Below are 26,573 nucleotides of genomic sequence, written 5' to 3'. Positions count from 1 at the left end.
TAGTTAATTAACAGTCTCAGCATAAACTAATTTACAAACAAATAAAAAGCCACCTTACGGTGGCTTCTTCAACTTGATTAAATCAACAATTAACCAATAAATTTACGAGCATTACGGAACATACGTAACCATGCACCATCTTCAGTCCAGCCTTCTGGCGCCCAAGAATGTTGAATCGCACGGAAGTTACGTTCAGGGTGAGGCATCATAATCGTTGCACGACCATCTTTAGACGTTACACCTGTAATCGCATCTGGCGAACCGTTCGGGTTCAATGGATAGTGTTGAGTTGGCTGACCAAGGCTATCCACATAACGCAAAGTTACTTGATGCCCTGCTTGTAAGCTTGCCAAGTTTTCAGCACTTGCCACAACACGACCTTCACCGTGCGCAACCGCGATTGGTAAAATCGAACCTTCCATACCTTGCAACAATACAGAAGCTGATTTTTCTACACGGACATTCACTGCACGCGCTTCGAACACTTCAGAAGTGTTACGGTGGAAACGAGGCCAAGCATCCGCACCAGGAATTAATGGTGCAAGTTGTGAAATCATCTGACAGCCGTTACACACACCCAAAGTGAAGGTATCGTCACGGTGGAAGAATTTTTCGAACTGATCACGCAATTTTGCATTGAACAAGACTGATTTTGCCCAGCCACCACCAGCACCCAGTACGTCACCGTAAGAGAAGCCACCACAAGCCACTAAGCCTTCGAAGTCATTTAAGTCAACTCGACCTGCAAGCAAATCACTCATGTGAACATCGACTGTGTTAAAGCCAACTTTATCAAATGCAGCCGCCATTTCAGTTTGACCATTGACGCCTTGTTCACGCAAAATCACCATGCTTGGGCGGCGCATGTTCAGGAACGGCGCTTCTACAGGTTCATTCAAGTCATATGTTGGCTGTGCAATCAAACCTTTATGGTTTTTATCTGCAATCAACGCAAACTCTTGATCAGCAGTTTCAAAGTTGTCACGTAAACGCTGGATTTGATGTGAAACTTCTGCCCATGCCTGTTGTAACTCTGCACGGTCTAAAGTTAAGCCATTGATGCTTAACTGGTCGCTGTTATTCACTTGACCAACAACAGTAATTGCATCTTTCAGGCTTGATGCTGCAACCTCAGCTTCAAGTGCTGCCCAGTCTGCTGCTTTGATTTGTACAACTGCACCAATTTCTTCAGCAAACAGGCTTTCAGTGCTTTGGTTTTCCAAAGCCACACCCAAGCGTGAAGCAAACATCATTTCAGCTACAGTTGCCAACAAACCACCATCACCGATGTCATGGTAAGCTTGGATCAGACCACGATTGTTCCAGTCTTGAACTAATGCAAAGAATGCTTTGAAGTCATCAAAACTGTCTACGTCAGGTGTCACTGAACCGATTGCTTTATAAACTTGAGCAAGGATCGAACCGCCTAAACGGAACTGACCTTTTGACAAATCAATACGTACAAGCACTGAATCATCAAGCTGTTTTAGCTCAGGTGTTAATGTTTTACGAACATCCAAGACTGGCGCAAATGCGGTAATGACACCTGTCATAGGTGAAGTCACGGCTTTATCGACGCCTTCATCTGTCCAAGTGGTACGCATTGAAAGTGAGTCTTTACCCACTGGAATCGCAATACCCAACGCAGGGCACATTTCCATACCAATCGCTTTCACACCTTCAAACAAGGCTTGATCTTCGCCTTTTTGACCTGCTGCTGCCATCCAGTTCGCAGACAACTTAATGTCGCTGATCTGTTCAATATTGGCACACATGATGTTTGAGATTGCTTCAGCCACTGCCAAACGTGCAGATGCTGCTGGGTTAAGCAATGCAACTGGTGGACGTTCGCCCATCGCCATTGCTTCCCCTGTATAACCTTCAAGGCTTGTGGTAGTCACTGCTGCATCAGCAACAGGAACCTGCCAGTGACCAACCATCTGGTCACGTGCAACCATACCTGTAATTGAGCGGTCACCAATGGTAATCAAGAATGATTTAGATGCAACAGTCGGGTTTTTCAAGACACGGAAAATTGCGTCTTTCAAATCAACTTTCGATGCATCAAAATCGTTACCTTGACGTTCAATCGTTTCGTAAGAACGTTGCATACGTGGCGTGCCACCCAACATCACTTGCATTGGGATGTCGACTGCTTTGTTCTCAAATAATGGATCTTCAACAGTAAGATGACGTGCTTCAGTCGCTTCACCCAGTACAGCAAACGGGCAGCGTTCACGAGCACAAATCGATTCAAATTGTGCCAAAGATTCTGGACGAATCGCCAAGACATAACGTTCTTGTGCTTCGTTTGACCAGATTTCCATTGGGCTCATGCCAGGCTCAAGCGATGGAATCTTACGAAGGTTAAGAATTGCACCTAACTCATGATCATTCACCAGTTCAGGCATAGCATTGGATAAACCACCAGCACCGACGTCATGAACAGAAACGATTGGGTTGAAGTCTTCCAAGCGCCAGCAAGTATCGATGACTTCTTGACAACGGCGTTCCATTTCTGGGTTTTCACGTTGTACAGAAGCAAAGTCAAGGCTTTCACCCATCGTACCGCTATCAACAGAAGACGCAGCACCACCGCCAAGACCGATCAACATGGCAGGACCACCAAGTACAATCAGTAAGTCACCTGGTTGAATCGCATCTTTCTCGACATGGTCAGGACGAATGTTACCGTAACCACCTGCGATCATGATTGGCTTATGGAAACCTTTCACTTCACCATTAACATTTTGTTCAAAGGTACGGAAGTAACCGTTCAGGTTTGGACGACCAAATTCGTTGTTAAACGCTGCACCACCCAAAGGACCTTCGATCATGATTTGTAATGGCGATGCCATACGTGAAGGTTTACCGTAGTTGTCTTCCCAAGGTTGTTCAAAACCAGGAATGTTTAGGTTAGATACCGTAAAGCCTGTTAAACCTGCTTTTGGCTTACCACCACGACCTGTCGCGCCTTCATCACGGATTTCACCACCCGAACCTGTTGCCGCACCAGCAAATGGAGAAATTGCTGTCGGATGGTTGTGGGTTTCCACTTTCATGAGGATGTGAGCGGCTTGGCTCTTGTATTTATAAATGTAATGACCTGTTGCTGCGTCTTGTTTTGGATAAAAACGCATAGTGTCATAACCGACAATCACCGAAGCATTGTCTTTATATGCTGACAACACATCATTTGGTGATTCTTTATAAGTATTTTTAATCATCTGGAACAAAGACAATGGTTGTTTTTCACCATCGATTGTCCATTCAGAACCAAAGATTTTATGACGGCAGTGCTCAGAGTTGGCTTGAGCAAACATCATCAATTCGATGTCGTTCGGGTTACGACCCAATTTGGTGAAAGCCGCAGTCAGGTAATCAATTTCTTGCTCTGACAATGCAAAACCAAACTCTTGGTTAGCTTTGACCAATGCATCTTTACCTTCACCCAAAATATCAATTGCATTGAGTGGCTTTGGTGCAGTCTCTGAAAATAATGCTTGAGCATCTTCAATCTGATCAAACACAGTCTCTGTCATGCGGTCATGCAACACCAGCCTTACAGCTTTTGAAACATCGCTTACGCCTTTTAGAGTAAATAAAAGACCACGTTCTAAGCGGTGTACAGGTGTATTACAGTTTTTGAAAATATCGGTGGCTTTAGATGACCACGGCGAAATTGTCCCGACACGTGGAGTCACTAAAATTTGAATTTCGTCGGCAGCAGCCTGACGCAACTCAAAAGACTGACCATCATTTAAAAGTTGTAAAGCTGACTGATATTGCTGCTCGTTGAGCGCTTGATCAAACAGATAAACCCATTGGCTATCAAAAGACTGAACAGAACTAATTGACGTCAAACGTGATAATAGTTGAGTTTTCTTAAAAGAGGAATGCGCTGAGGCACCGGCCACGATAAACATGTTGATTTTGGCTCCACGGGCTTGTCATTAATGACGTTACCGCAATGTGACTTAGAGAGAGCGCATATTCTACTGTGAAAAGCCCAAATCAGCTAGATCAAGAAATAAGATTCTGTAAACGATTTTTAAAGAAGTCTTTATTTTTACAAAATATTTTTTTTAGATTGCTTATTTTAAATGCAATTTTTTTTTCAAATCGAACCAACTGTATAACAAATAGACAACATAAAGGACTTTTTCTGCGGTCTCTGTTCAAATTCAAATAGAAAATAGTCCTCTTTCTATGATTTATACTCTCTTTGTATTTCCCTCATAACTGGAGCACAAAGGAAAATTAAAATCTCAATTATCAATCGCAAGTTTATAAATACACATTCAAAGTACGATCTCCACGCTTATATTAATGCACCTCAACATCAAATAACGAACCAACCCAGAAACTAAACAGCATCGCCAAAATCCCCCAAACCACAACCCGTAACGCACCTTTCCAAACGCTATTGCCTCCGACATAACTAGCGAGTGCACCTAAAATTCCCAAAGAAATAATCCCCACACTGCCCACACCAATTTGAATCCAGTGCGCAGGAAAAATCAGGATTGCCAACAGTGGACACACTGCACCTACAGAAAATGAAAAAGCTGAAGAAAAGGCAGCTTGCAAAGGTTGCGCGAGTGTTTGTTCAAAAATCCCGATTTCATCACGGGCATGGGCTTGTAAAGCGTCATGTGCGGTCAGTTGTTTAGCCACTTCAACAGCCAAACTCGCCTCCAAACCACGCTGTACATAAATTCTGGTGAGTTCTTTAAGTTCTTGATCTGGGTTGTGATGCAATTCATGTGCTTCCATTTTCAGGTCAGCTTGCTCAATGTCTTGTTGTGACTTGACTGAAATGTATTCACCTGCCGCCATGGATACAGCACCCGAAATCAAACCTGCAATACAGCTCACCAGTAATGTTTGTGCAGATGCGCCACTTGCTGCAATTCCGATCACCAAACTGGTCACAGAAATAATGCCATCATTTGCACCGAGTACCGCAGCACGTAACCAACCTGAGCGTTCGGTATAATGTTTTTCGGTATGAGAAGAATGTCGTGTCATTATTGTCGGCTCTAAATTTTATGTTTGTACTTAGCTTTTATATAGCAGAAATTAGTCATTGCTTCGACATTTATACGAGATAAACTGCGCAACATCTGCAATTACGACAAGTCATGACGTTATGCTCTAGAGTCTATAGCGCTTTTTTGGCATGATGTCTTTTTACAAGGAATAAAAACTGAATTCATGAGACAAATGCGTTGGTTAGAATTGCTATCAGCAATCCGTTTAGGTACAAAAAAAAGTCGCAACGAATTAGGACGCAGCCCATTTCATAAAGATTATGATCGCATTATTTTTTCACAAAGTTTTCGTCAATTAAATAGAAAAACCCAAGTACATCCCCTTACCCAACACGATGGCGTTCACACCCGTCTCACCCATTCACTCGAAGTTTCCTGTATCGGACGTTCACTCGGCATGATGGCAGCCGAAAAAATCAAAGATGATTTACCCATGTGGATTACCCCTGCCGATGTCGGAGCCATCATTCAGGCAGCCTGTTTAGCACATGACATTGGCAATCCACCATTTGGACATGCAGGTGAATACGCGATTCGCGAATGGTTTGACGATGCTTCTCACACTGATTTTCTCACCGAATTAAGCCCAGAAGAACAAGCCGATGTACGTCAGTTTGAAGGCAATGCACAAGGTTTACGCTTACTAACCCGCGTTGACTACCATCCTGACAACGGTGGCATGCGTTTAACCTGTGCCACCATTGGCGCATATTTAAAGTATCCATGGTTGTCTAAAACCATTGAATCTCAGGGTGACCAGCCTTCTCACCACCGAGCAAAATTTGGCTGCTACCAGACCGAAAAAGAAATTTTAAAAGAAATTGCCGAACAGCTTGGGCTGATTCAACTGGGTGAATATCATTATTGCCGCCATCCACTCACCTACTTGCTCGAAGCTGCCGATGACATTTGTTATGCCCTGATTGACTTAGAAGATGGTATTAGCCTGAACATTCTCAGTTACCAAGAAGTTGAACCGATCTTTTTAAACTTAATTGCCGACTATGGTGTACCTAGCGAACTCTCTGTGCCGTGGAGTACATGGCAACAAAAAATTGCAGCTTTACGCGGACGCGTCATGAAACGCCTTGTCGATGAGGTCACGACAGCTTTTGCCAAGCATCAATACCAGATTTTAACAGGTCAACTCGAAGGAACACTGCTGCAATACTGTTCTGCCGATATTTCAGAGGGTATTGAGCAAGCAAAAAATCTGGCACGTGAAAAAATCTTTAAGCACAGACAAAAACTAGATTTAGAAATTGTTGCACACATGAGTTTACAATCTATTCTCGATGCCTTTATTCCACTGACTGTTCCAAACAAGCAACTGAGCTTTAAAGATCAGCGTATGATGTCAATTTTGCAGCAATCTGGCGCAAATTTTGGGGTAAATCACTACCAAAACATCATGCAGGTGCTCGATATTATCAGTAAGTTTTCAGACCATGAAGCATATGACCTCGCGCAAGTTTTGCAAGGTCGACCAACCTCTTTTATATAATTTCAGGAAATATTGACATGATTGGCTGCTTAATTGGCGAAATTATCTCCATCGAAACTGCACCAAGCGTTTTATTAAATGTGAATGGCGTCGGTTATGAAATTGATACGCCACTTTCAACTTTTTGCCAATTACAAAAGGGGCAAAAAGTGACACTATGGACACACCTCGTTGTGCGTGAAGATGCGCAGCAATTGTATGGTTTTTTAGATACTCAAGAAAAAAGTATTTTTAAAACTTTACTCAAGGTTAATGGTGTAGGTCCAAAAATGGCACTCGGGATTTTATCCACATTAAGTGTCGAACTACTCATTCAAACGATTGAACATGATGACGTAAACACTTTGGTCAAAGTACCTGGAGTGGGCAAGAAAACTGCTGAACGTTTATTAATTGAATTAAGAGATCGCGTTAAAGGGCTATCTGGTCATCAAACACAGAATCATCCAAATAGCACTTTACAACTTTCTGGCAATTCTGCAGTTGCAGAAGCCGAAGCAGCATTACAGTCTTTGGGCTATAGACCTGCCGAAGCGCAAAAAGCAATTGCTTTAGTCAAAGATCAATATACCGATGTCGCAGACCTGATTCGTGCAGCACTTAAATCCATGATGAAATGATAAGCACCATGCAAGATCGATTAATTAGTAGTGTAGAAAAAACAGAAGATCATATGGATCGGGCCATTCGACCAGCAACACTTGCCGATTATGTCGGGCAGCCTGTTGTCTGCGAGCAAATGGAAATTTTCATTGGTGCAGCCCGTGGTCGCGGCGAAGCACTGGATCACACCTTAATTTTTGGCCCTCCAGGTCTGGGAAAAACCACACTTGCCAATATTATTGCCCGTGAAATGGGTGGCAATCTCAAATCCACCTCTGGTCCAGTCCTTGAACGTGCAGGTGATTTGGCAGCACTGTTAACCAACCTCGAAGAAGGTGATGTGCTGTTTATTGATGAAATTCATCGTCTTTCTCCAGTGATTGAAGAAATTCTCTATCCTGCCATGGAAGATTATCAGCTCGACATCATGATTGGTGAAGGTCCTGCTGCGCGTTCGATTAAACTCGATTTACCGCCGTTTACTTTAGTGGCTGCAACGACACGCGCGGGCTTACTCACTTCACCATTACGCGACCGTTTTGGCATTGTACAGCGCCTTGAATTTTACTCTGTAGAAGATCTCACCTCAATTGTCAGCCGTTCAGCCATGCTGATGGATGTGCCAATGACGCCCGAAGGTTCAGCAGAAATCGCTCGCCGCGCTCGCGGTACACCGCGTATTGCCAACCGTTTGTTACGTCGTGTGCGAGATTATGCACAGGTCAAAGGCACTGGTGAAGTCACTCAAGACATGGCGCAGCGTGCCCTTAATATGCTCAATGTCGACAAAGCAGGCTTAGACACCCTTGATCGCCGCTATTTGAGTATGTTGCTGGAGCGCTTCGATGGTGGGCCAGCAGGAATTGAAGCACTAGCTGCAGCTATGGCTGAAGACAGTGGCACGCTTGAAGATGTAATTGAACCCTATTTGATTCAACAAGGTTTTGTCATGCGTACCGCGCGTGGCCGAATTGCGACCAATCAATCTTATTTACAATTTGGATTGACTCCACCTGAAACGTAATTATGGAAAACATTTATGACTAATCGTTTTGAGTTCAAAATACGTGTTTACATTGAAGATACCGATGCAGGAGGCATTGTTTATCATGCCAACCATATTCGTTATATGGAGCGTACTCGTACCGAATGGTTACGTGCTTCAGGCATTGATCATTACTGGCATCAAACCGATTACAACTTTGTTGTCCATAAAATTGAGATCAAATATCACCGTCCTATTCTGATGGATAACCTGATCACTGTAACTGCGCGTGTAATTTCTTGTAAAACTGCGTCATTTGTATTGCAACAAGAAATTTATCGTGATGAAATCTTGCTGGCTTCTGGTGAAGTTGAACTCGCGTGCCTAAGCAAAGAGATGCGTCCACGTCGACTTCCCGATTATCTCCGTCAGTTGATTCAAGAACAATTGGATCAAGAAAAAGCATAAGTGACCTGTTGTACTATGGCAAATCAAGTAACTGCTACCCTGCATATTTCCGATTTAGTTTTGCAAGCAAGCCCCGTCGTTCAAGCTGTTATGCTGCTACTGTTTTTGGCTTCGCTATATAGCTGGTACTTGATTGCCAGATTATATTTAGGCTTTAGAAAAGCCCAGCAACAAGATGAACATTTTCAGAAAATTTTCTGGTCGGGCGCTGAACTCAGTACCCTGTACAATAATGCACAGCTCAACTCAAAACGCCATGGTTTAGAAGATATTTTCTACCAAGGTTTTGGAGAGTTTTTAAAACTTAAGAAACGCCATGCACCTTTGGTACAAACTATCGAAGGCACAGAACGCATTTTACGTGTGGGCTTAAGCCGCGATCAAAGCTATATGGAATCTGGACTCAGTGCTTTAGCGAGTATTGGTTCGGTTGCACCCTATATTGGTTTATTTGGCACAGTCTGGGGCATTATGAATGCCTTTATTGGCTTGGCTGCTGTCGAGCAAGTCACTTTGGCAACCGTTGCTCCTGGTATTGCAGAAGCCTTGGTTGCGACCGCAATTGGCTTATTTGCTGCGATTCCTGCTGTGTTGTCATTTAACCATTTCACTGCAAAAAGTGAAGCAGTGTACTCAGACCGAGCATTATTTTCAGAAGAAATGATTGCTTTATTGCAACGTCAATCTTTCAGTACCACACAGGATGCTGAATAATGGCAATCCAACGTTCTGGACGCTTCGAGCGTATTAAAAAACCTCTAAAAAGTGACATGAATGTTGTACCTTACATTGATGTCATGCTGGTTTTGCTGGTGATTTTTATGGTGACTGCGCCAATGATTACTAGCAGTATAAAGGTAGATTTACCTCAAGCCAGCAGCACCCCGTTTGAATCTAAAGACACCCCTGCTATTGTCAGTTTAAATAAAGATGGAAATTACTATTTAAACTATCAGGATAATCATAATGATCAGCCACTTTCGCTTGATCAACTCAAAGATATTCTGAGCAAGGCCCAACAGCAAGCCAGCCAAAATCATACTCAACTTAATGTATTGGTTAATGGTGACAAATCACGCCCATATGGTGATGTGGTCACACTCATGGCAAACTTGCAACAAGCAGGATTGGAACAAGTTGGCTTACTCACTGAGCCAGTGAAGTAACTTATGAAACAGATTCAAAAACCACCTTTTCAGCAAAAAGCGATCGCCATCGGATTTACCCTTGGCGTACACGTGATTGCTGTTGTGGGATTATTGTATTTAGGCTTAAGCAAACCACCTGAACCACCAAAAAAATTAAAAACTTATTTGGTTGATCCAAGTACTTTGCCACAAAAAGAAAATACTGAAACAGCCACAGCACCTGAACAAGATTCAACTCAAGCTGCGGCCAAGGCTGTAGAAAAACCAGAGCCAACTCCTGAGCCACAAGCCAAATCAAGCTCTGCTGATACTAAACAGCTTGCCGCACTTGCTGCAACAGTGGCGGCGGCCGAAGCCGCCAAGCATCAGGCAGCATTAAATGCTCAGAAACAAGCAGATGCAAAAGCCGCTGTAGAAGCAAAACATCAAGCTGCACTTGAAGCTAAAAAACAGGCTGATGCTGACGCAAAACATCAGGCTGCCGAGGCACAAAAACAAGCAGCAGCCGAAGCAAAACACCAAGCTGCACTTGAAGCCAAAAAACAGGCGGCAGCGGATGCTAAACGCCAAGCCACTCTTGAAGCACAAAAACAAGCCGTTGCTGATGCACGACTTAAAGCGGCTGCAGAGGCAAAACGCCAATCAGCATTACAGGCTAAAAAACAGGCTGATGCTGACGCAAAAGCCAAGGCTGCTGATGAAAAACGCAAAGCCGATGCAGACGCAAAGCATCAAGCTGCTTTAGAAGCTAAAAAACAGGCGGCGGCTGATGCGAAAGCCAAGGCTGCTGATGAAAAACGCAAAGCAGATGCAGATGCAAAACATCAAGCTGCATTAGAAGCTAAAAAACAGGCGGCGGCTGATGCGAAAGCCAAGGCTGCTGATGCAAAACGTAAAGCCGACGCAGACGCTAAACATCAAGCGGCATTAGAAGCCAAAAAACAGGCGGCGGCTGATGCGAAAGCCAAGGCTGCTGATGCAAAACGTAAAGCCGATGCAGACGCTAAACATCAAGCTGCATTAGAAGCCAAAAAACAGGCGGCGGCTGATGCAAAAGCCAAAGCAGATGCAGATGCGAAAGCTCAAGCCACTAAAGATGCTGCCAATAAAAAGGCAGAAGCCAAACGAATTGCTTCAACAGCAAAACGAGAATTTACCAATAAAATTAAGAGTGTATGGGAGGTTCCTCTAGGAAAAACAGGAACAAAAGCTACGGCAATTGTAACTTTAAGTCCTACAGGTCAAGTAACGAATGTGCTTGTTAATTCAAGTGACCCTGATGTAAAAGCCAGTGTAAAAGCTGCTGTGCTCAGTGCTGCACCTTACCCGATGCCAAGTGATCCTGCTGCGCGTCTTGAAGCTCAAAGCTTTACTTCAACTTTTACTGCTACTGCTACTGCAAAATAAGCTTTAAATAGGTATGATTTTCACAAGAAGGTCATACCAAAACTTAAAATCATGTCTAATTTAAAATCAACTTTCCAATATCTTTCAACCCATTTAATTACACTTATCATTTTAAGTTCAAGTCATTCCGTATTTGCGAAACAAACCACTTCTATACTAGAAGCTTCCGAACAACCCCAAGCAAATACTCCACAACAAACTGCACGAGAAGCAATAAAACAAACTGATACTAATATTAAACATCCAGAGGGATTCAACACTAAACTGACAGCAGCTGAAATTGAAGCTATTCAGGCATGGAAGAATTTATATAGACGTAAAATTATAAATGCTTGGAATGTTCCTCCGCATAGTTCAGAACAAACCGCAAAAGTAAAAATTCAACTAGATTCAGACGGCAATGTGTTAAGTACAGAAATTCAAAGCAACTCAAAAGAAATGCAAGGCAGTATTCGCCAAGCGATTTTACAATCAGCCCCTTATCCACTCCCAGATGCCATTCAATATCGACAATTTTTTTATATAACTTTTACAGCAAAGTAATAGTTTATTTAACCCGCATGGTTTAGATTGTGTAAAACCTTTTCACCCTAAGATCTGCATAACAATGATGGAAATGAAACGTCAGCATCTTCTTGCCTTAGCTTTTGTTGCAGGATTGGGCTCTACCCTATCCACAACGACCTCAGCTCAACTGCACCTTGAAATTGCCAAAGCACCTGAACAAGCACCTAAAATTGCGATTGTGCCATTTAGCAATGATCAAAGCATTTACCCAATCGTAGAGACTGATCTGAATCGTTCGGGACGCTTTAGCAGTGCATCACAAAACTTACCAACCAGTGGCAGTATTGACAATATCAATGCTGCCAGCTGGAAAACTACAGGTATTCCTTATGTAGTCGTAGGTAAAATTACCACAATCGATGCCAATACCAATCAAGTTCATTATCAGCTCTACGATGTAGATAAACAAAAATACTTACTCAATGAAGTTTTAACCGTACCGACTTCTCGCATACGTCAAGCCGCCCATATGATGAGTGATGCCATTTATCAGGCACTCACAGGCATTCAAGGGGATTTCAGTGGACGTATTGCCTATGTCTTACGAGATCCAAGTAATTCGGACAAACGCTACACTTTGCAAATTGCAGATACAGATGGTGAGCGACCATTTACAGTTTTGTCTTCACATTATCCAATTCTGTCGCCTGCTTGGACACCAGATGGTAAACAAATTGCGTATGTCTCGTTTGAAACCAAACGCCCTGCAATTTATTTACAGGATTTATCGACAGGACAACGTCAGGTACTCACTAACTTCAAAGGTTTAAACGGCGCACCAAGCTTCTCGCCAGATGGTAAATCAATGTTGTTTACATCATCTATGGATGGGAATCCTGATATCTACCGTATGGATCTCGCGACTCACCAATATCAACGCATTACCAATGATTCAGCAATTGATACCGAAGCGCGTTATGCACCAGATGGTAAGTCTTTTATTTTCACCTCTGACCGAGGTGGCTCACCACAGATCTATCGCTATACATTTGCCGATGGTTCAAGTAAACGCATCTCCTTCCGAGGGACGTTTAATGCACGCGGTACGCTCAGTGCTGACGGTCAAAAACTGGCGATGGTACATCGACCTTCAGGCAGTAATTTTAAGGTTGCAATTCAGGATCTAAATTCTGGCGTGCTCAATGTACTCACCCCAACTGACCTAGATGAATCACCAAGTTTCTCACCAAATGGGCAAATGGTAGTGTACGCCACTCATGAAGGCAATCGCGGTTTGTTGTCGATTATTTCGACCAATAGTCAATTCCGTATGAACCTTCCAAGTGAGCAAGGCGAAGTCCGTGAACCTGCATGGGCACCTAAATAATTTCAGTTTTTATTACATATCGTGATTGTGGAGTATCCATCATGAAAACTTTAAAACTTCTTATCCTTCCAGTGTTGGCATCTACTGTAATTTTTACAGGATGTGCGAGCCGCAAGCCAACAACTCAAGTTAATCCTACAACCAACCCATCAGGTACAACAACAGTCAATACTGCAGGTTTAAGCGACGACGCAGCACTTGATGCAAAGAACTTAAAAGGTGCTTCAGCCAAAGGCGTTACAGATGCTAACCGAGCATTTCTTGCTCAACGTGTTGTACATTTTGGTTATGACAGCAGTGACTTGTCACCTACTGACTATCAAACACTTCAAGCTCATGCTGACTTTTTAAAAGCAAACTCTGGTTCTAAGATTGCACTAACAGGTCATACCGATGAACGTGGTACACGTGAATACAATATGGCACTCGGCGAACGCCGTGCAAAATCGGTATTTAACTATCTTGTTTCTTACGGTGTTAATCCAACCCAACTAGATACCGTAAGCTATGGTAAAGAAATGCCAATTAACCCAGGGCATGACGAAAACGCATGGAAAGAAAACCGCCGCGTAGAATTAAACTATGAAGCAGTGCCTCCACTTCTAAAATAAGTAATCCTTGTATTAAAAAAGCGCTCAAAATGGAGCGCTTTTTTAATGGTCGAGTATTTTTTTCGTATTTTCATCAATTTTGCATGATTGCATCGATTCAATCAGATCATGCTTGTTAAATTCTTTGTATTCAGGTTTGGTCTCATAATTCGCCCAAGCTGATTTGACATTTTCATCAGTAATATCATTAAAATCAATCGCTTCACTTGGCGTCGGCATGGCATCAAAAGTCTTTGTTGTCATAACGATATCCTCTTTCCTCTTGTTATAATTTTAAAATAGCATGTTCTACAAGACTTGCAAGCTGAAAAATAATGTCAATTGTGTCTATAAAATTTTTATTTTTTGCGGTTCTCATCTAAAATATGCCCCAGCCGTTCTAGCCAAGAACATATTGCACAAAGTTTGGAGCAACCTCATTATGTCAACTGCCACATTATCCCACTATCTAAAACAACAACAGGGAAATCTTACACCAGAACTAGCCAGTGTCATTGAAACGATTATTGAGAGCTGCAAAACGATTGATCAGGCATTACAAAAAGGTGCCCTTGCAGGGATTTTGGGTAGTGCAGAACATGAGAATGTTCAGGGCGAAACGCAAAAGAAACTTGATGTGATTTCTAACCAAATCTTAATTGATGCTCTACAAGTTCATCCACACGTGGGTGGTTTAGCATCTGAAGAACTGGATACTTTTACTTCAGCACAGGAAAATGGTCAATATCTCGTTTTGTTTGACCCTCTTGATGGCTCAAGCAATATTGACATTAATATGTGTGTTGGCACAATTTTCTCAATTCTTCCTGCAAAAAATGCCGTGACCCAAGCGGAAGATTTTATGCAAGCAGGTGTTGACCAGGTTGCAGCAGGCTATGTCATGTACGGTCCATCGACCATGTTGGCACTGTCTGTAGGTGTAGGTACTGTTTTCTTTACCTATGATGTTGATAGTCAAGAGTTTGTATTAACAAAACAAGATATTAGCATTAGCCCTACAACTCAGGAATTTGCAATTAATGCATCTAACCAGCGCCACTGGGAACAACCTGTAAAACGTTATATTAATGAATTACTTGAAGGAAAAACAGGCGTTCGCGGTAAAGACTTTAACATGCGTTGGGTCGCTTGTATGGTAGGTGATGTTCATCGTATTTTATGCCGTAGCGGTATTTTCATGTATCCGTATGACTTGAAAGACCCGAAAAAAGCAGGTCGTTTACGTTTAATGTATGAAGCAAACCCGATGAGCATGCTCGTTGAACAAGCTGGTGGTGTAGCAACGACTGGTCGTGTTCGTATTCTAGACATTCAGCCAACTGAATTACACCAACGTGTACCTGTGATTTTGGGTAGTAAAGATGAAGTTGAACTTGTTACTAGCTACCATTAATTGATTTATCTTTTCTTGTTTTAGACTTAGATGTAAGCTAAGCCTTACATCTAAGCGGTTATTACTATGTCCATGACTTTTCTTGCTTCAAAAGACAACGCAAAAATTAAACATCTGCGTTCACTGATTGAGCAAAACCAATATCGTAAAAAACATCAGCAAACCGTTCTTGAAGGCACACATTTGTGTCTAGCATGGTTGCAAACACATAAAAATCTTGTTTCACTTTTTACCACCGAAGCAGCTCTAGAACACCCTGATCTGGAAAAAATCCAAGAGCAGTATCAAGGGCAAATTTTTATTATTAGTGAAAGTTTATATAAAGATCTCAGCACACTAGGCACTTCTCTAGCATGCCTTGCGATTATTGATATTCCAAAACATGCCCAAACTGTTGATTTAAAAGCAGATACCCTTATTCTTGATGATGTTCAGGATCCTGGAAATGTCGGTACTTTACTGCGCTCGGCGGCAGCGGCAAATGTCAAACAGATCATCTGTACCAAAGGCGTTGCTGCACTTTGGTCTCCTCGTGTTTTACGTGCAGGTATGGGTGCTCAATTCTCGCTATTATGCTTTGAAAATGCCGATCTCAGCTTATTATTACCTGATTTCAAAATTCCAGTTTATGTCACCAGTTCACATCGTTCTGAAAGTTTATATGCTCAAAACCTCAGCACACCTTGTGTATGGATTCTAGGCAATGAAGGACAAGGTGCTTCTGAATATGCTTTAGCTCATGCCAAAGCAGTTGCTATTCCACAACCAGGTGGACAAGAGTCTTTAAATGTTGCAATCGCAGGTTCGATCTGCTTATTTGAGATGGTGCGCCAACGCCAATAAATCGTTTCATTTATTTTACTTTAAGCCCTTTTTTACTCAAATTACTTTAAACTGAAAAAATTTAGTAGAATTGTCAACCTTCCATGTTGTTTGAACGTTATTAGAAATACATTGTTGAAACAATATGGTGGGTATCCCATGACAGGATTTTCCATCTCTATGGATCTAACACCAAAAGAGACCAAGTCTGAACTTAGTCAGTCAAAAACGACTGAACAACGTCTTAAGTTTTTTATGCAAGACGTGACTGGTCGTGCCTTGGTTATGATGGAAAATGCAACACAGGGACAACAAGGTATCGCAATGGATCTGGTACAGGAAGCATTTATCTCCTTGCACAAATCTTATGCTGATAAAGAAATTAATGAATGGTACCCGTTGTTCTACACTATTTTAAACAATAAATTACAAGATTGGCGGCGCAAAGAAGCACGAAGATCACAACCTTTTTCACTTTTCAAGAAAATCAGTCTTGATGATGACAGTGAAGAAATACTTGAAATTGAGGATCAACAACAGCTCAATCCTTTTGATACACTAGATCAGGCAGTGACGATTGAAGAAATTCAACAGGCAATTCGTCAACTCCCTGTACGTCAACAGCAAGCCTTCATGCTGCGCGCTTGGGAAGGCTTTGATACCCAAACCACTGCTCAAATTATGAATTGTAGCGAAGGTAGTGTAAAAACCCACTATCACCGCGCTATACAAGGTTTAAGAACAGCATTAGCACACCTTAATCCACATATTGGAGGATCATCACATGAAGAATGATGATTTTGCAAAAAAAATTACGCAACGTCTTGACCACCTCGCAGAAACACATAAAGATAAAAATGTGTTGATGTATCAGGTCATTGAAAAAGTGCATGTAGAGAAAGCTCATCGCCACTCGATGTGGAAAATGACAAGCTTTGCACTTGCAGCGACCTTAACAGGGTTCTTGGTATTACCCACTGCGTTCAATTTCTCTGAGAAAACCCATCCTCAGCAGGCAATTGTCAATAACAATACCAATAAGCTTTCACCACAAATGGTCGAAGATTTGGAAATGGTTATGGTATTTGGAGAGGATCATAATTCTCATGGCAGTTAAGAAAGTGACCTTAGCTTTTTGTGCACTTGCCTTCTTGCAAACCAGTTTTGCGGGATTTGAACGCTTTTGGCCATTTCACACAAAAAGTACCACAACTGCTCAAGTCGATGACAACTGGGATGAGTTGACAGTGGAGCAGCAAAAACAACTGATTCAGCGTTATCAAAATCTCAAAGAGATGCCTACTCAGCAGAGTAACAGCATTCAGCAACGAATGGATTGGTTTACGCAACTACCAGAACAAGAACAACAACGTATGCGCGATGTATGGCAACAAATGAGCATACAGCAACGTCAAACCATGCGACTACGCATGCAAAAAGCCAAAACACTACAAGAGCGTAATTTGATCCGTCAGGAATATATGCAAAAATTCCAGCAGATCAATCACCCAGCGCCAACGCCCTCAAGTTAATGAGAGAATGATGTTTGCTGATATTCATCAATCAGCGCATAAATTTGACGTAATGTTGCATTTGACAACTTGGTTTTTTCACCTTTGAGTAGTTTTTCTAAACGCTCAACGGCCTGTAATAACAAAGATGCCTGATGTGGACCATTCAACAATAAATAATCAATGATTTGCTGATCGAGATGGACACCCCGACGTCCCAATACCGAAAGCACCAAAGCCTGTCGGTCAGCATATAAACTCCCATTGGGCAACTTCACACTCACTGCCTGTGTTAAGCGTGACTGTAGATCAGGTAACTCAAGTTTGAGTTCAATAGGAGCATAACGTGATGAAAATACCAACTGCCGACCTTCCTGATCACTATTATTAATCAGGTGGAATACGGCTTTCTGCCAGTGTTTTACACCACTAATTGCCTCGATATCATCTAAGGCAACCAAATCATATTGTTCTAATGAAGTAATTGCTTCAATTGGCGCATCCAGCAATTGCAATAATGAAACTTGAATGGCTGTTTTACCAATTTCACAATAAGAATCACAAATTGCCGATAGAAGATGGCTTTTCCCTGTCCCTGCGCCGCCATAAACATAAAAACGGTTGACTAACCCTGCATGTAGCTGGCGAATTGCATCAATGACATGCCCCCAACTTGGCCCTGAAAAATCACTAATTCGGGCATCAAGTTGAGGTTCTATGTCGAGTTGTAATTGACGCATAAATGCACATGTACCTAGAATTTATCTGAATCAATCTTACTTGATTTTTGGCTATCTTGCTGATTTTTTATTGTTATATCAACATTAATATTTTCAGCATCGACATGGACACTCTTACCGTTTTCTCCGTCAAGTATGACCTGCGCTGATTTCCCATACCACATACTACTTTCATAAAACTCACGCGCATGTTTTAAGAGTACCACAATGATTGCTGCTACAGGCAATGCAATCAACATCCCGAGAATACCACCTAAATGAGCCCCAGCCAAAACCGCAAAAACCACTGCAACTGGAGACAAACCGATTTTATCACCCAACAAAAATGGCTGTAGAATATATCCTTCTATCGCCTGCCCGATCATAAAAACAATACCCACAAGAACCAACTGCATCCAGTCAATCCCAAACTGGAATAAAGTTGCGATCACAGCTGAAATAATCCCGACTGCAAAGCCCAAGTAAGGAATAATACTCGCTAGACCCGCCACCATGCCAATGATTAAGCCTACCTCCAGACCAATGAGCTGTAAGCCAACTGCATAAACCACGCCTAACAAGAACATGACCAAAATTTGCCCTTTGACAAATGCCCCCAATACCATATGACAGTCACGTACAATCCGCATGGTATTTTTTTCGTACGGGCGTGGAATCAAGCGATGCATTTGCTTGAGCATGCGCTCCCAATCTAGCAAAAAGTAGAAAGTAATAATGGGTACCAATACGACCGTACCGCCGATCTGAATAAAATTTAATCCCGATTGAGCAAGGCGAAGTACCAAAGTCTGAATATTATCAATACTATAATTGGTCTTGATATACTGCATAATCGCATTTGACATCTGATCTGTGTCTATACGCATAGGCTGAAGATTAAAAGTGCGCTCTGCCCATGGCAAGAAATGATGATTGACCCAATGCACGCCCGCTGGAATGCTATCACGAGCATAAATCACCTGTTTCCAGACCAAAGGTACGACATACCAAAGCGCAAAGGTTAAGCCAACACTAATACCTAGAAATACCACACAGGTTGATAGCCAGCGAGGTAGCCCCAACTTTGATAAACGCGCGACCAGTGGGCTGAACAGATAAGCAATGAAAAATGCCCCGACAAATGGAATGACAACAGGTTTAAGTAAATAAATCAGCCACAGTAATAGCGCAATAATTACCAAAATAAAGATACGACGTAATGGACGATCGATCATGTATTTGCCTACTTCAATTTATAAGATTATTTATTAAGGATAATTTAATAAGCAAAGATAACATTTTCATGCATAAATAACGTAAGAATTTCGTATATTAGGTTATAATCTGCGGCCAAAGCGGAGACTTCTTCATATGAGCAACTCGACTTCCAATTCAAATACTGGCTTAAGCTACAAAGATGCAGGCGTAGACATCGAAGCAGGTGATGCACTTGTCGATCGCATCAAATCTGTCGCAAAACGCACAACTCGTCCAGAAGTAATGGGCGGACTAGGCGGCTTTGGTGCATTATGTAAAATTCCAAAGGGCTATGAAGAGCCTGTTTTAGTTTCAGGCACCGATGGCGTAGGCACAAAATTACGCCTTGCCCTTAACTTAAATCGTCATGACACTATTGGTCAAGACCTTGTTGCCATGTGCGTTAACGATCTTTTGGTTTGTGGCGCAGAACCCCTTTTCTTCCTTGACTATTATGCAACTGGGCACTTGAATGTTGATGTTGCTGCAAATGTCGTTACTGGTATTGGTAAGGGCTGTGAGCTTGCAGGCTGTGCATTGGTAGGTGGTGAGACTGCTGAAATGCCTGGCATGTATGAAGGTGAAGATTACGATCTAGCAGGTTTTGCTGTTGGCGTGGTTGAACAAAGCAAAATCATTGATGGTTCAAAAGTCAAAGCTGGTGATATCTTAATCGGTGTTGCATCTTCTGGTGCACATTCAAACGGTTATTCATTACTCCGTAAAATTTTAGACGTTAAAAATGTTGATTTAACGCAAATCGTTGATGGTCGTCCACTTGCAGATGCTGCAATGGAACCAACACGTATTTATGTAAAACCAGTGCTTGAACTCTGCAAACAAGTTGATGTTCATGCTATGGCGCACATCACAGGTGGCGGCTTACCAGGTAACTTGCCACGCGTATTGCCAAATGGCGCTCAAGCAGTGATTAACGAAAGCTCTTGGGAATGGTCAGAGTTGTTCCAGTTACTACAACGCGAAGGTAATGTTGAACGCTTTGAAATGTACCGCACATTTAACTGTGGCGTTGGTATGGTCATCGCTGTAGATGCAAGTGAAGCAGATAAAGCCATCGACATTTTAAATGCTCAAGGCGAGAAAGCATGGAAAATTGGTCATATCCAAGAAAATGCTGAATCTGTTGAAGGTGCAGACGAAAAAGTTCGTGTGTTATTTGCATAAAGAAAATCGCATGATCAAAATTGCAGTACTGGTTTCAGGCAACGGAAGTAACTTACAAGCACTGATTGATGCAAATTTATCAGGCAAGATTGTAGGTGTCTTGTCAAATCGACCAGATGCCTACGCTTTGCAGCGTGCCCAGCAAGCAAATATTGCCACACATGTGATCGAACATAAAAAATTCCCTACCCGTGAAGCTTTTGATACTGCGATGCAGCAACAGCTTCAGGCTTGGGATGTGGATTTGGTCATTCTTGCTGGCTTTATGCGCATTTTAACACCTAAATTTGTACAGGCTTGGGAAGGAAAGATGTTAAACATTCATCCTTCATTACTACCAGCCTACAAAGGTATGCACACCCATCAGCGTGTACTCAATACTGGTGATCGCTGGCATGGTTGTACCGTGCACTTTGTCACGGATGAGCTGGATGCAGGTCAAGCTCTCGCACAAGGTGTGATTGCTGTTGCTCAGCATGATAATGCAGAACATTTAGCTGAGCGTGTTCATGTTTTAGAACATGTGATTTACCCACAAGTGGTTGAATGGATCTGTTCTGGGCAACTTCAATATGTATCAGCTCAACAAGTTGACTACCAAGGTAAGCCACTATCAGGCCCGATACAATTTTGTAAGTTCTAAAAAAAAGCGCATCTTCATGATGCGCTTTTTTTTATCACCTGCTGAACTAAATGCGTGGTTTCTACTGGATGTTCTAATGGGAACATATGCCCACCCGCCATGACTGAAAAAGGAATCCCCAGGCGTTTTTGTGCCATTTCAGTAAACTTACGCTCATAAAACGGACTCTTCTCTCCGACAATCATACGTGTTATGACAGGTGGCTTTTCAGGCCAAACTCGCCACCAATTTGAAGGGTTTGTGCGAAAAATTGCCAGTTCATCAACTTTAGGAATCGTGAGAGTAAAACCACCCGTAATGCTATCTTCAGTGAGAGCATAACGAAGATAATCAGAAAAACAGTCAGAATCAAAATTACGATAAAAGGGTTTTGGACGAAACAATTGTGCCGCCTGCTCACGAGAATCCCACTGATCACGACGACGTTTTGACAGTCCCGCAGGGCTAAGCTGATCAACCATTTTTGGGTAAAATAACTTTGCCATATCAAAAGCAAAAGAAGCAGCTCCCATAATCAAAGGTGGATCAAGCATCACCACTTGCTGAAAAAGCTCAGGACGTTTACGACTTGCCATATAGGTGAGTAAAGCACCTAAAGAATGCCCCAAACCGATGACTGCCTGCCCTTTTGCCTGCTGTACAATGCTGTCAATCACCTGATTCACTAAACTTTCCCAATTATTATCAATAGGGTAACGTTTATCTGGCCCAAGTAGCGGTACAAAAATAATCTGATAATTTTCAGACAACAAGTCAAAAAGTTTTCGATAAACTAATGATGGAACACCATTGGCATGTGCAAAATGAATAATCGGTTTGGTTGTCATAATATCCTGTCTATTTTTTCACATTTATTGCAAACTCACTTGTTTTTGACTTTGCAATTGTTGCGTTACAGTTTCGCTAAAACCTTGTCCAAATTCTGCCCCCATTTTGCCCAATACAGACTCTAGCGGGTTGCGTTGAACAGTATAATTTACAGTTTTATCAAGTTTTAACTCTCTTTTTAAGCTTTCAATGCCACCTGTACGGTCAGCAATACCTATTTTCACAGCTTGTGCACCGCTCCAGAACAATCCAGAGAAGATGGCAGGATCATTACTTTTTAGACGAGCACCACGACCTTCTTTCACAGCATTAATAAAATGCTCATGCACATCATCAAGTACTGCTTGCACATGTGTACGCTGCGCTGGGTTAATCGGCTTGGTCATACTTAGAATGTCCTTGTTCTCACCAGAGGTCATGGTACGATCTTCTACACCCAATTTTTGTGCCAACCCTGCTACACCATAATTCGGCATAATTACTCCAATAGAGCCCACTAAGCTCGATGGATTGACCCAAATTTCGTTGGCCGCTGACGCGATATAATATGCACCCGATGCCCCCATATCACCAATGACAGCGTAAACTTTTTTGTCTGGATGCTGTTTTTCCTGATAACGGATTTCTTGCCAGATCTCATCAGATTGAACAGGTGATCCGCCTGGCGAATTGATATTTAAAGCAATCGCCTTACTACCACTTGCAGCAAATGCTTGACGCAATGCTTTAATCGTATCTGCACTATCAACTGATTTCGAACCACCAGACTGGATGGTTCCGACAATATCAACGACAGCTAGATGACTGCTACTTGAAGATGTACTTACACCATCACTACCTGCATTATTACAGCTACGCAAAATACCAACGATCACAATAAATAAATATAAGAAGGTTAATGCCTTAAAAAAAATGCCCCAACGGCGTGCACGACGCTGCTCTGTGACAGAAGCCATCACCACTTTTTCAAGCAGTTGCCACTCTTGTCCAGAAGTAGCTTGAGGCTCATTATGTGGATTTGTATTTTGATTGAATGGTTTTGGTGGCCAATCGGACATAAATCACATCCTAGCGATAAAAAATTGTCCCATTATATACACTGAAAGCCTAGTCGCTGTCTAAAAGAAAAGTTTTCACTTATAATATTTCACTGTATGGCGATAAATTGTGTACGAATCTTTTCTAATGCTGAATTCAAGTTCAAATTCTTTTACCTATCGTGTTTTAAAGTTTGTAAGTAAACAGCCTTTACATTTTGCACGTGCTTTTGCACGCGTATTAGCATCTATTGCCAATACCGTTAAAATTGCAAAAACAGCTCAAGTAGCCGACTTAAATATTCGGATTGCGTTACCTGAGCTGAATGAGGACACACGCCAGTATATCGCCAAAGAAGCGATTAAAAATGAAATGACCTCTTACTTTGAGTTCTTCAATGTTTGGGGAGCAAGTAATGCTAAAAATATTGCCCGTATTCATCACATTCAGGGTGAAGAGCACTTTTATAACGCATTAGAGCAGAAGAAAGGTATCGTTCTGATTGTTCCTCATTTTGGCACATGGGAAGTGATGAATGCTTGGTTTGCACAGCATACCGCCATGACCATTATGTACAAACCCATTAAAAATGAAGTTGCCGATCAGTTTGTGCGTGAAGCTCGTAGCCGAGAAAATGCCCATCTTGTACCCACCGATGAGTCGGGCGTTCGGCAAATTTTTAAAGATCTGAAACGTGGCGGTACAACCGTCATTTTGCCAGATCATACCCCTAACATCGGTGGAACAATGGTGGACTACTTTGGTATTCCACTCGCGTCGAGCAATTTATCCGCAAAATTGATTCAAAAAACCAAAGCACGTGCCTTATTTTTGTATGCCATTCGTAATGACAATGCAGGGTATGATATGTTCATCGAACCTGTTGCTGAGCAAATTTACGCTGGATCAGATGAAGAAGGTACGCATATCATTCATGAAATGATTGAAAATCTGATTCGCAAATATCCACAGCATTACCATTGGAGCTATAAACGCTTTAAAGCTAATCCTGAACTCAATAACATTTATAATTTACCTAAAGATGAAGCACTGGCTAAGGTTAATCAGGTGCGTACAGAACGACAATATGTTAAGGATGCAACCACAAACGAGCATTGCGAGCTACTACATAGTTTAGAGACCCCTCATCCGTTACCGTAAAATACAATGAGCCCTGTTCTGCTGTATTGAGCAATGGAATTTGTGCTTGTTGTAAACGTTGTTTCACTTCCCGACTTGGGTGTCCGTAACGGTTGTGCAACCCTGCCGAAGCAATCGCAATTTTAGGTTTTAGCCGTTGTAAAAACTCAGGCGATGAACTAAAGCGACTACCATGATGCCCAAGCACTAAAACATCAACAGCCAAATTTGGGTATTGCTGCAACAAAAACTGTTCTGTTTGTATGCCAGCATCCCCCATAATCAAAAAGTGGGTCTTGGCTTGCTGATGCCGATAGCTAAGATAAATCACACAAGACAATTCATTTGGTTGATATTCAGCATTCACCAAGTCATCTTCTTGGGGCGATAATACTTGCATTTCTATATTTTTACTGACCCAACGCTGTCCTGCATGACAATAGTCAAAACTCGGTAAATTACCCTGCGGGCGCTGACTACTTAACAGTTGCTTGACTGGCATTTTTTCATTTATACGAGGAAATGCACCGCTATGATCCTGATCGAGATGACTCAAAATCACTTGATCTAAACTTGAAATTCCACGACTCGAGAAATAAGGCAATAGCACCCGATCTGCCAGACTAAACTTTTGCTCATCACGCGTTCCACCTGTATCAATCAGAATCTGCTTGTTTTGATCACGAATATGGATTGCCTGCCCTTGTCCAACATCAAGTACATTAAATTCAAATGGCTGTGTTTCATGAACAGGAAGCGCTACAGGCAAACACCCCAAAACCAGCCATGCTTTAGGCACAGTACCTTTCGGCAAGAACATCATCACAATTGCCAGTGTAAGTGCCGCAATTTGTAAAGGCGTAAAATGCAGTTGCTGCACTTCAACAGGAATTGCACTTTGTAAAGTTCCCAAACTGACAAGCAAGATTGAAATCGCTGCATCAGCGACATGATAGAGTGGCAATGCAAGACTTGGGGAAAGTAACCAAACGCAGGTCGCCAAGATATTTAAGGGCACAATCACAACACCAATCAGAGGAATGGCAATGATATTTGCCAGTGGTGCAAGCCAAGAAAGCTGCTGAAAAAACAACATCACTAAGGGCAACAGTGCAATAAAAATTTTACCCTGAGATTCAAACAGTAACCGCAGATAGTAACGACATTGCTGGAAATGACCAAGCAGCACTTGTTGCGGCTGCTGCTGTACGGTCTGATAAACTCGCAGCAAAATAAAACAGGCACCATACGATAGCCAAAACCCTACCGATAACATGCTAAATGGATCAAACAGTAGCATTAGTGCTGCACTTGCTAATAAAGTCGTGAAAACAGAAAGTCTTCGCTGACACCACATGGTAAGTACAATCAGACTGCTCATGAGTAAAGTTCGTAATGCAGGAATCTCAAAACCAACAAACCCACAATACACCCAAATGCCAATTAAAAAAGGCAGACTCAACAGCAACTGTTTAGGTATACGTAAATATAATTCGGGGCAAAATCTTGCGATTAAATGATGTAGCACGAAGCAAAGTAGCATCGCAAAAACCAAGACATGTGGTCCCGAAATTGCCAATAAATGCTGGATTCCCAAGTTCTGAAATTGTTGCTGCGTTATGTCATCGAGTAGACTTTCATCCCCTGTCAACAATGCCAGCAATAGACCACGATGCCGTAATGGCGATTGCATCAACCAGTTCCGACAGTTCAGGCGCTTTTGCTCAATCCATAATCGTGATGCCTGCAAAAATCCCCGATGTAGCTGAATAAATGAAGTTGAACTTGCTGTCAGGGCTTGCGGCTTGTTCAATAATTCAAACTGCTTGACCTGAAAGCTTGCCATCAGATTTTGCTGAAGAAACCATTTTTCCTGATCAAATCCACCTTTAATTGCATAACCGTGTGCAGGTCGTACCTGTCCAGTCAAGCGATAATACTGTCCCAGTTGCAATTCAGGTTGTTTTGCCGGAATTCGAGCAAGCCAATGCACCATCTGCTGATGTGAGGTATCCCAGACCTGAAGTATTTGCTGCTTATTATCTTTGTTTAATACACTCATCCGATCAACATAAACCACCACCTCAGCCTGATGTACCTGTGTTTGTCTTAGGCTTAGGCGCTGCTGAAGTTGATGATCTGCAAATGATACTGCTGCGAAAAAGACAGCCAGAGCGATCAATAGGTGAATCAGAATTTGACTGTTTTTAAGTTGTAAAAAATACTGTTTTGCATAGCCAATCAGCAAAGCTATTCCGAGTAGAATGCAACTACACAATACTGACCAACGACTTAAATAATGAGCTTGAGGCAAACCTAAAGTACAGATTCCAATTACCCATGCCAAAAAAATTAAGTTCCAT

General features: G+C 42.1%; 26 protein-coding genes. 18 read left to right on the top strand and 8 right to left on the bottom strand.

What is annotated here, in order from left to right; translation table 11 throughout:
- Nucleotides 1–89: 89 nt before the first annotated feature.
- Together purL and ACX1N5_RS04330 are read right to left on the bottom strand one after the other, a co-directional pair.
- Entirely contained in the window at nucleotides 90–3,926 is a 3,837-nt protein-coding gene (gene purL / locus ACX1N5_RS04335; RefSeq protein ID WP_458800528.1) for a phosphoribosylformylglycinamidine synthase, read from the bottom strand.
- 400 nt (nucleotides 3,927–4,326) lie between these two features.
- A complete protein-coding gene (locus ACX1N5_RS04330) occupies nucleotides 4,327–5,031 on the bottom strand; it encodes a VIT1/CCC1 transporter family protein (RefSeq protein WP_004751440.1) in 705 nt (234 codons plus the stop codon).
- A 186-nt stretch (nucleotides 5,032–5,217) separates the two neighbouring features.
- Here ACX1N5_RS04330 and ACX1N5_RS04325 point away from each other — a divergent pair, with 186 nt between their 5' ends.
- The 10 genes from ACX1N5_RS04325 to pal all read left to right on the top strand — a co-directional run bounded on the left by ACX1N5_RS04325 (nucleotide 5,218) and on the right by pal (nucleotide 13,674).
- The gene (locus ACX1N5_RS04325) at nucleotides 5,218–6,558 is read left to right on the top strand and encodes a deoxyguanosinetriphosphate triphosphohydrolase (protein ID WP_131380016.1); all 1,341 of its coding nucleotides are present in this window, start codon (nucleotides 5,218–5,220) and stop codon (nucleotides 6,556–6,558) included.
- A 17-nt stretch (nucleotides 6,559–6,575) separates the two neighbouring features.
- Nucleotides 6,576–7,178: a Holliday junction branch migration protein RuvA gene (gene ruvA, locus ACX1N5_RS04320; protein WP_131380018.1), complete on the top strand. Its 603-nt coding sequence runs from the start codon at nucleotides 6,576–6,578 to the stop codon at nucleotides 7,176–7,178.
- 8 nt (nucleotides 7,179–7,186) lie between these two features.
- Nucleotides 7,187–8,185 (top strand): Holliday junction branch migration DNA helicase RuvB, encoded by a 999-nt coding sequence (ruvB, locus tag ACX1N5_RS04315; protein WP_034425812.1) that lies wholly within the window; start codon nucleotides 7,187–7,189, stop codon nucleotides 8,183–8,185.
- Nucleotides 8,186–8,200: 15 nt separating this feature from the next.
- On the top strand, nucleotides 8,201–8,614 hold the full coding sequence (gene ybgC, locus ACX1N5_RS04310) for a tol-pal system-associated acyl-CoA thioesterase (protein ID WP_131380020.1): 414 nt from the start codon (nucleotides 8,201–8,203) through the stop codon (nucleotides 8,612–8,614).
- A 15-nt stretch (nucleotides 8,615–8,629) separates the two neighbouring features.
- On the top strand, nucleotides 8,630–9,328 hold the full coding sequence (gene tolQ / locus ACX1N5_RS04305) for a protein TolQ (RefSeq protein ID WP_004751429.1): 699 nt from the start codon (nucleotides 8,630–8,632) through the stop codon (nucleotides 9,326–9,328).
- Complete coding sequence (gene tolR, locus ACX1N5_RS04300; RefSeq protein WP_458800531.1) at nucleotides 9,328–9,780, top strand: protein TolR; 453 nt, start codon at nucleotides 9,328–9,330, stop codon at nucleotides 9,778–9,780. Before tolQ ends, tolR begins: the two co-directional genes overlap by 1 nt.
- A gap of 3 nt (nucleotides 9,781–9,783) precedes the next feature.
- On the top strand, nucleotides 9,784–11,169 hold the full coding sequence (tolA, locus tag ACX1N5_RS04295) for a cell envelope integrity protein TolA (RefSeq protein ID WP_458800533.1): 1,386 nt from the start codon (nucleotides 9,784–9,786) through the stop codon (nucleotides 11,167–11,169).
- Between the two features lie 51 nt (nucleotides 11,170–11,220).
- On the top strand, nucleotides 11,221–11,712 hold the full coding sequence (locus ACX1N5_RS04290) for a TonB C-terminal domain-containing protein (RefSeq protein ID WP_458800535.1): 492 nt from the start codon (nucleotides 11,221–11,223) through the stop codon (nucleotides 11,710–11,712).
- Between the two features lie 67 nt (nucleotides 11,713–11,779).
- Nucleotides 11,780–13,063, top strand: coding sequence for a Tol-Pal system beta propeller repeat protein TolB (tolB, locus tag ACX1N5_RS04285; RefSeq protein WP_458800679.1), 1,284 nt, complete (start codon nucleotides 11,780–11,782; stop codon nucleotides 13,061–13,063).
- A gap of 41 nt (nucleotides 13,064–13,104) precedes the next feature.
- The gene (gene pal / locus ACX1N5_RS04280) at nucleotides 13,105–13,674 is read left to right on the top strand and encodes a peptidoglycan-associated lipoprotein Pal (RefSeq protein WP_116727280.1); all 570 of its coding nucleotides are present in this window, start codon (nucleotides 13,105–13,107) and stop codon (nucleotides 13,672–13,674) included.
- Between the two features lie 42 nt (nucleotides 13,675–13,716).
- On the opposite strand, the gene ACX1N5_RS04275 is transcribed toward pal, so the two are convergent.
- On the bottom strand, nucleotides 13,717–13,917 hold the full coding sequence (locus tag ACX1N5_RS04275; protein ID WP_458800537.1) for an NF038105 family protein: 201 nt from the start codon (nucleotides 13,915–13,917) through the stop codon (nucleotides 13,717–13,719).
- A 178-nt stretch (nucleotides 13,918–14,095) separates the two neighbouring features.
- Between ACX1N5_RS04275 and ACX1N5_RS04270 the strand changes: the two genes are divergently transcribed.
- The 5 genes from ACX1N5_RS04270 (at nucleotide 14,096) to ACX1N5_RS04250 (ending at nucleotide 17,421) form a co-directional block, all read left to right on the top strand.
- Nucleotides 14,096–15,067 carry a class 1 fructose-bisphosphatase gene (locus ACX1N5_RS04270; protein WP_458800539.1) on the top strand — a complete coding sequence of 324 codons (972 nt, stop codon included), beginning with the start codon at nucleotides 14,096–14,098 and terminating at the stop codon, nucleotides 15,065–15,067.
- A gap of 66 nt (nucleotides 15,068–15,133) precedes the next feature.
- Nucleotides 15,134–15,910 (top strand): TrmH family RNA methyltransferase, encoded by a 777-nt coding sequence (locus ACX1N5_RS04265; RefSeq protein ID WP_131388164.1) that lies wholly within the window; start codon nucleotides 15,134–15,136, stop codon nucleotides 15,908–15,910.
- Nucleotides 15,911–16,069: 159 nt separating this feature from the next.
- Nucleotides 16,070–16,684, top strand: coding sequence for an RNA polymerase sigma factor (locus ACX1N5_RS04260; RefSeq protein WP_004751410.1), 615 nt, complete (start codon nucleotides 16,070–16,072; stop codon nucleotides 16,682–16,684).
- Nucleotides 16,674–17,006, top strand: a complete 333-nt coding sequence (locus tag ACX1N5_RS04255) for a hypothetical protein (RefSeq protein WP_458800541.1) — start codon at nucleotides 16,674–16,676, stop codon at nucleotides 17,004–17,006. The genes ACX1N5_RS04260 and ACX1N5_RS04255 overlap by 11 nt, the downstream gene beginning before the upstream one ends.
- Nucleotides 16,996–17,421 carry a DUF3106 domain-containing protein gene (locus tag ACX1N5_RS04250; RefSeq protein ID WP_131388166.1) on the top strand — a complete coding sequence of 142 codons (426 nt, stop codon included), beginning with the start codon at nucleotides 16,996–16,998 and terminating at the stop codon, nucleotides 17,419–17,421. Before ACX1N5_RS04255 ends, ACX1N5_RS04250 begins: the two co-directional genes overlap by 11 nt.
- Here the strand turns inward: ACX1N5_RS04250 and hda are convergent.
- Together hda and cxpE are read right to left on the bottom strand one after the other, a co-directional pair.
- Nucleotides 17,418–18,140, bottom strand: coding sequence for a DnaA regulatory inactivator Hda (gene hda, locus ACX1N5_RS04245; protein WP_004751403.1), 723 nt, complete (start codon nucleotides 18,138–18,140; stop codon nucleotides 17,418–17,420). The two genes, ACX1N5_RS04250 and hda, sit on opposite strands and share 4 nt — an antisense overlap.
- 14 nt (nucleotides 18,141–18,154) lie before the next feature.
- A complete protein-coding gene (cxpE, locus tag ACX1N5_RS04240; RefSeq protein WP_131380033.1) occupies nucleotides 18,155–19,354 on the bottom strand; it encodes a chloramphenicol efflux transporter CxpE in 1,200 nt (399 codons plus the stop codon).
- 136 nt (nucleotides 19,355–19,490) lie between these two features.
- Here cxpE and purM point away from each other — a divergent pair, with 136 nt between their 5' ends.
- Entirely contained in the window at nucleotides 19,491–20,561 is a 1,071-nt protein-coding gene (purM, locus tag ACX1N5_RS04235; protein ID WP_131380035.1) for a phosphoribosylformylglycinamidine cyclo-ligase, read from the top strand.
- A gap of 10 nt (nucleotides 20,562–20,571) precedes the next feature.
- On the top strand, nucleotides 20,572–21,204 hold the full coding sequence (purN, locus tag ACX1N5_RS04230; RefSeq protein WP_458800544.1) for a phosphoribosylglycinamide formyltransferase: 633 nt from the start codon (nucleotides 20,572–20,574) through the stop codon (nucleotides 21,202–21,204).
- 14 nt (nucleotides 21,205–21,218) lie between these two features.
- On the opposite strand, the gene ACX1N5_RS04225 is transcribed toward purN, so the two are convergent.
- Both ACX1N5_RS04225 and sppA read right to left on the bottom strand, forming a co-directional pair.
- On the bottom strand, nucleotides 21,219–22,031 hold the full coding sequence (locus tag ACX1N5_RS04225) for an alpha/beta fold hydrolase (protein ID WP_131380039.1): 813 nt from the start codon (nucleotides 22,029–22,031) through the stop codon (nucleotides 21,219–21,221).
- Nucleotides 22,032–22,055: 24 nt separating this feature from the next.
- Nucleotides 22,056–23,090, bottom strand: coding sequence for a signal peptide peptidase SppA (sppA, locus tag ACX1N5_RS04220; protein ID WP_131380041.1), 1,035 nt, complete (start codon nucleotides 23,088–23,090; stop codon nucleotides 22,056–22,058).
- 127 nt (nucleotides 23,091–23,217) lie between these two features.
- Here sppA and ACX1N5_RS04215 point away from each other — a divergent pair, with 127 nt between their 5' ends.
- On the top strand, nucleotides 23,218–24,231 hold the full coding sequence (locus ACX1N5_RS04215) for a lysophospholipid acyltransferase family protein (RefSeq protein WP_458800682.1): 1,014 nt from the start codon (nucleotides 23,218–23,220) through the stop codon (nucleotides 24,229–24,231).
- Here ACX1N5_RS04215 and ACX1N5_RS04210 read toward each other — a convergent pair.
- Complete coding sequence (locus tag ACX1N5_RS04210; protein WP_458800546.1) at nucleotides 24,161–26,557, bottom strand: DNA internalization-related competence protein ComEC/Rec2; 2,397 nt, start codon at nucleotides 26,555–26,557, stop codon at nucleotides 24,161–24,163. The genes ACX1N5_RS04215 and ACX1N5_RS04210 overlap by 71 nt on opposite strands.
- Nucleotides 26,558–26,573: the final 16 nt, after the last annotated feature.

The organism is Acinetobacter sp. ANC 4636 (assembly GCF_054454555.1).
This window is presented reverse-complemented; position numbering and strand designations above follow the sequence as displayed.

What these genes read in the sequence shown, in the direction of transcription:
- ruvA (WP_131380018.1), top strand. Translation starts at nt 6,576, where the DNA reads ATGATTGGCTGCTTAATTGGCGAAATTATCTCCATCGAAACTGCACCA.
- tolA (WP_458800533.1), top strand. Translation starts at nt 9,784, where the DNA reads ATGAAACAGATTCAAAAACCACCTTTTCAGCAAAAAGCGATCGCCATC.
- ACX1N5_RS04255 (WP_458800541.1), top strand. Translation starts at nt 16,674, where the DNA reads ATGAAGAATGATGATTTTGCAAAAAAAATTACGCAACGTCTTGACCAC.
- ruvB (WP_034425812.1), top strand. Translation starts at nt 7,187, where the DNA reads ATGCAAGATCGATTAATTAGTAGTGTAGAAAAAACAGAAGATCATATG.
- purL (WP_458800528.1), bottom strand. Translation starts at nt 3,926, where the DNA reads ATGTTTATCGTGGCCGGTGCCTCAGCGCATTCCTCTTTTAAGAAAACT.
- hda (WP_004751403.1), bottom strand. Translation starts at nt 18,140, where the DNA reads ATGCGTCAATTACAACTCGACATAGAACCTCAACTTGATGCCCGAATT.
- tolB (WP_458800679.1), top strand. Translation starts at nt 11,780, where the DNA reads ATGGAAATGAAACGTCAGCATCTTCTTGCCTTAGCTTTTGTTGCAGGA.
- purN (WP_458800544.1), top strand. Translation starts at nt 20,572, where the DNA reads ATGATCAAAATTGCAGTACTGGTTTCAGGCAACGGAAGTAACTTACAA.
- ACX1N5_RS04265 (WP_131388164.1), top strand. Translation starts at nt 15,134, where the DNA reads ATGTCCATGACTTTTCTTGCTTCAAAAGACAACGCAAAAATTAAACAT.
- ACX1N5_RS04270 (WP_458800539.1), top strand. Translation starts at nt 14,096, where the DNA reads ATGTCAACTGCCACATTATCCCACTATCTAAAACAACAACAGGGAAAT.
- ACX1N5_RS04250 (WP_131388166.1), top strand. Translation starts at nt 16,996, where the DNA reads ATGGCAGTTAAGAAAGTGACCTTAGCTTTTTGTGCACTTGCCTTCTTG.
- ACX1N5_RS04330 (WP_004751440.1), bottom strand. Translation starts at nt 5,031, where the DNA reads ATGACACGACATTCTTCTCATACCGAAAAACATTATACCGAACGCTCA.
- ybgC (WP_131380020.1), top strand. Translation starts at nt 8,201, where the DNA reads ATGACTAATCGTTTTGAGTTCAAAATACGTGTTTACATTGAAGATACC.
- pal (WP_116727280.1), top strand. Translation starts at nt 13,105, where the DNA reads ATGAAAACTTTAAAACTTCTTATCCTTCCAGTGTTGGCATCTACTGTA.
- ACX1N5_RS04325 (WP_131380016.1), top strand. Translation starts at nt 5,218, where the DNA reads ATGAGACAAATGCGTTGGTTAGAATTGCTATCAGCAATCCGTTTAGGT.
- purM (WP_131380035.1), top strand. Translation starts at nt 19,491, where the DNA reads ATGAGCAACTCGACTTCCAATTCAAATACTGGCTTAAGCTACAAAGAT.
- ACX1N5_RS04275 (WP_458800537.1), bottom strand. Translation starts at nt 13,917, where the DNA reads ATGACAACAAAGACTTTTGATGCCATGCCGACGCCAAGTGAAGCGATT.
- ACX1N5_RS04260 (WP_004751410.1), top strand. Translation starts at nt 16,070, where the DNA reads ATGGATCTAACACCAAAAGAGACCAAGTCTGAACTTAGTCAGTCAAAA.
- cxpE (WP_131380033.1), bottom strand. Translation starts at nt 19,354, where the DNA reads ATGATCGATCGTCCATTACGTCGTATCTTTATTTTGGTAATTATTGCG.
- ACX1N5_RS04215 (WP_458800682.1), top strand. Translation starts at nt 23,218, where the DNA reads ATGCTGAATTCAAGTTCAAATTCTTTTACCTATCGTGTTTTAAAGTTT.
- tolR (WP_458800531.1), top strand. Translation starts at nt 9,328, where the DNA reads ATGGCAATCCAACGTTCTGGACGCTTCGAGCGTATTAAAAAACCTCTA.
- tolQ (WP_004751429.1), top strand. Translation starts at nt 8,630, where the DNA reads ATGGCAAATCAAGTAACTGCTACCCTGCATATTTCCGATTTAGTTTTG.
- ACX1N5_RS04225 (WP_131380039.1), bottom strand. Translation starts at nt 22,031, where the DNA reads ATGACAACCAAACCGATTATTCATTTTGCACATGCCAATGGTGTTCCA.
- ACX1N5_RS04290 (WP_458800535.1), top strand. Translation starts at nt 11,221, where the DNA reads ATGTCTAATTTAAAATCAACTTTCCAATATCTTTCAACCCATTTAATT.
- sppA (WP_131380041.1), bottom strand. Translation starts at nt 23,090, where the DNA reads ATGTCCGATTGGCCACCAAAACCATTCAATCAAAATACAAATCCACAT.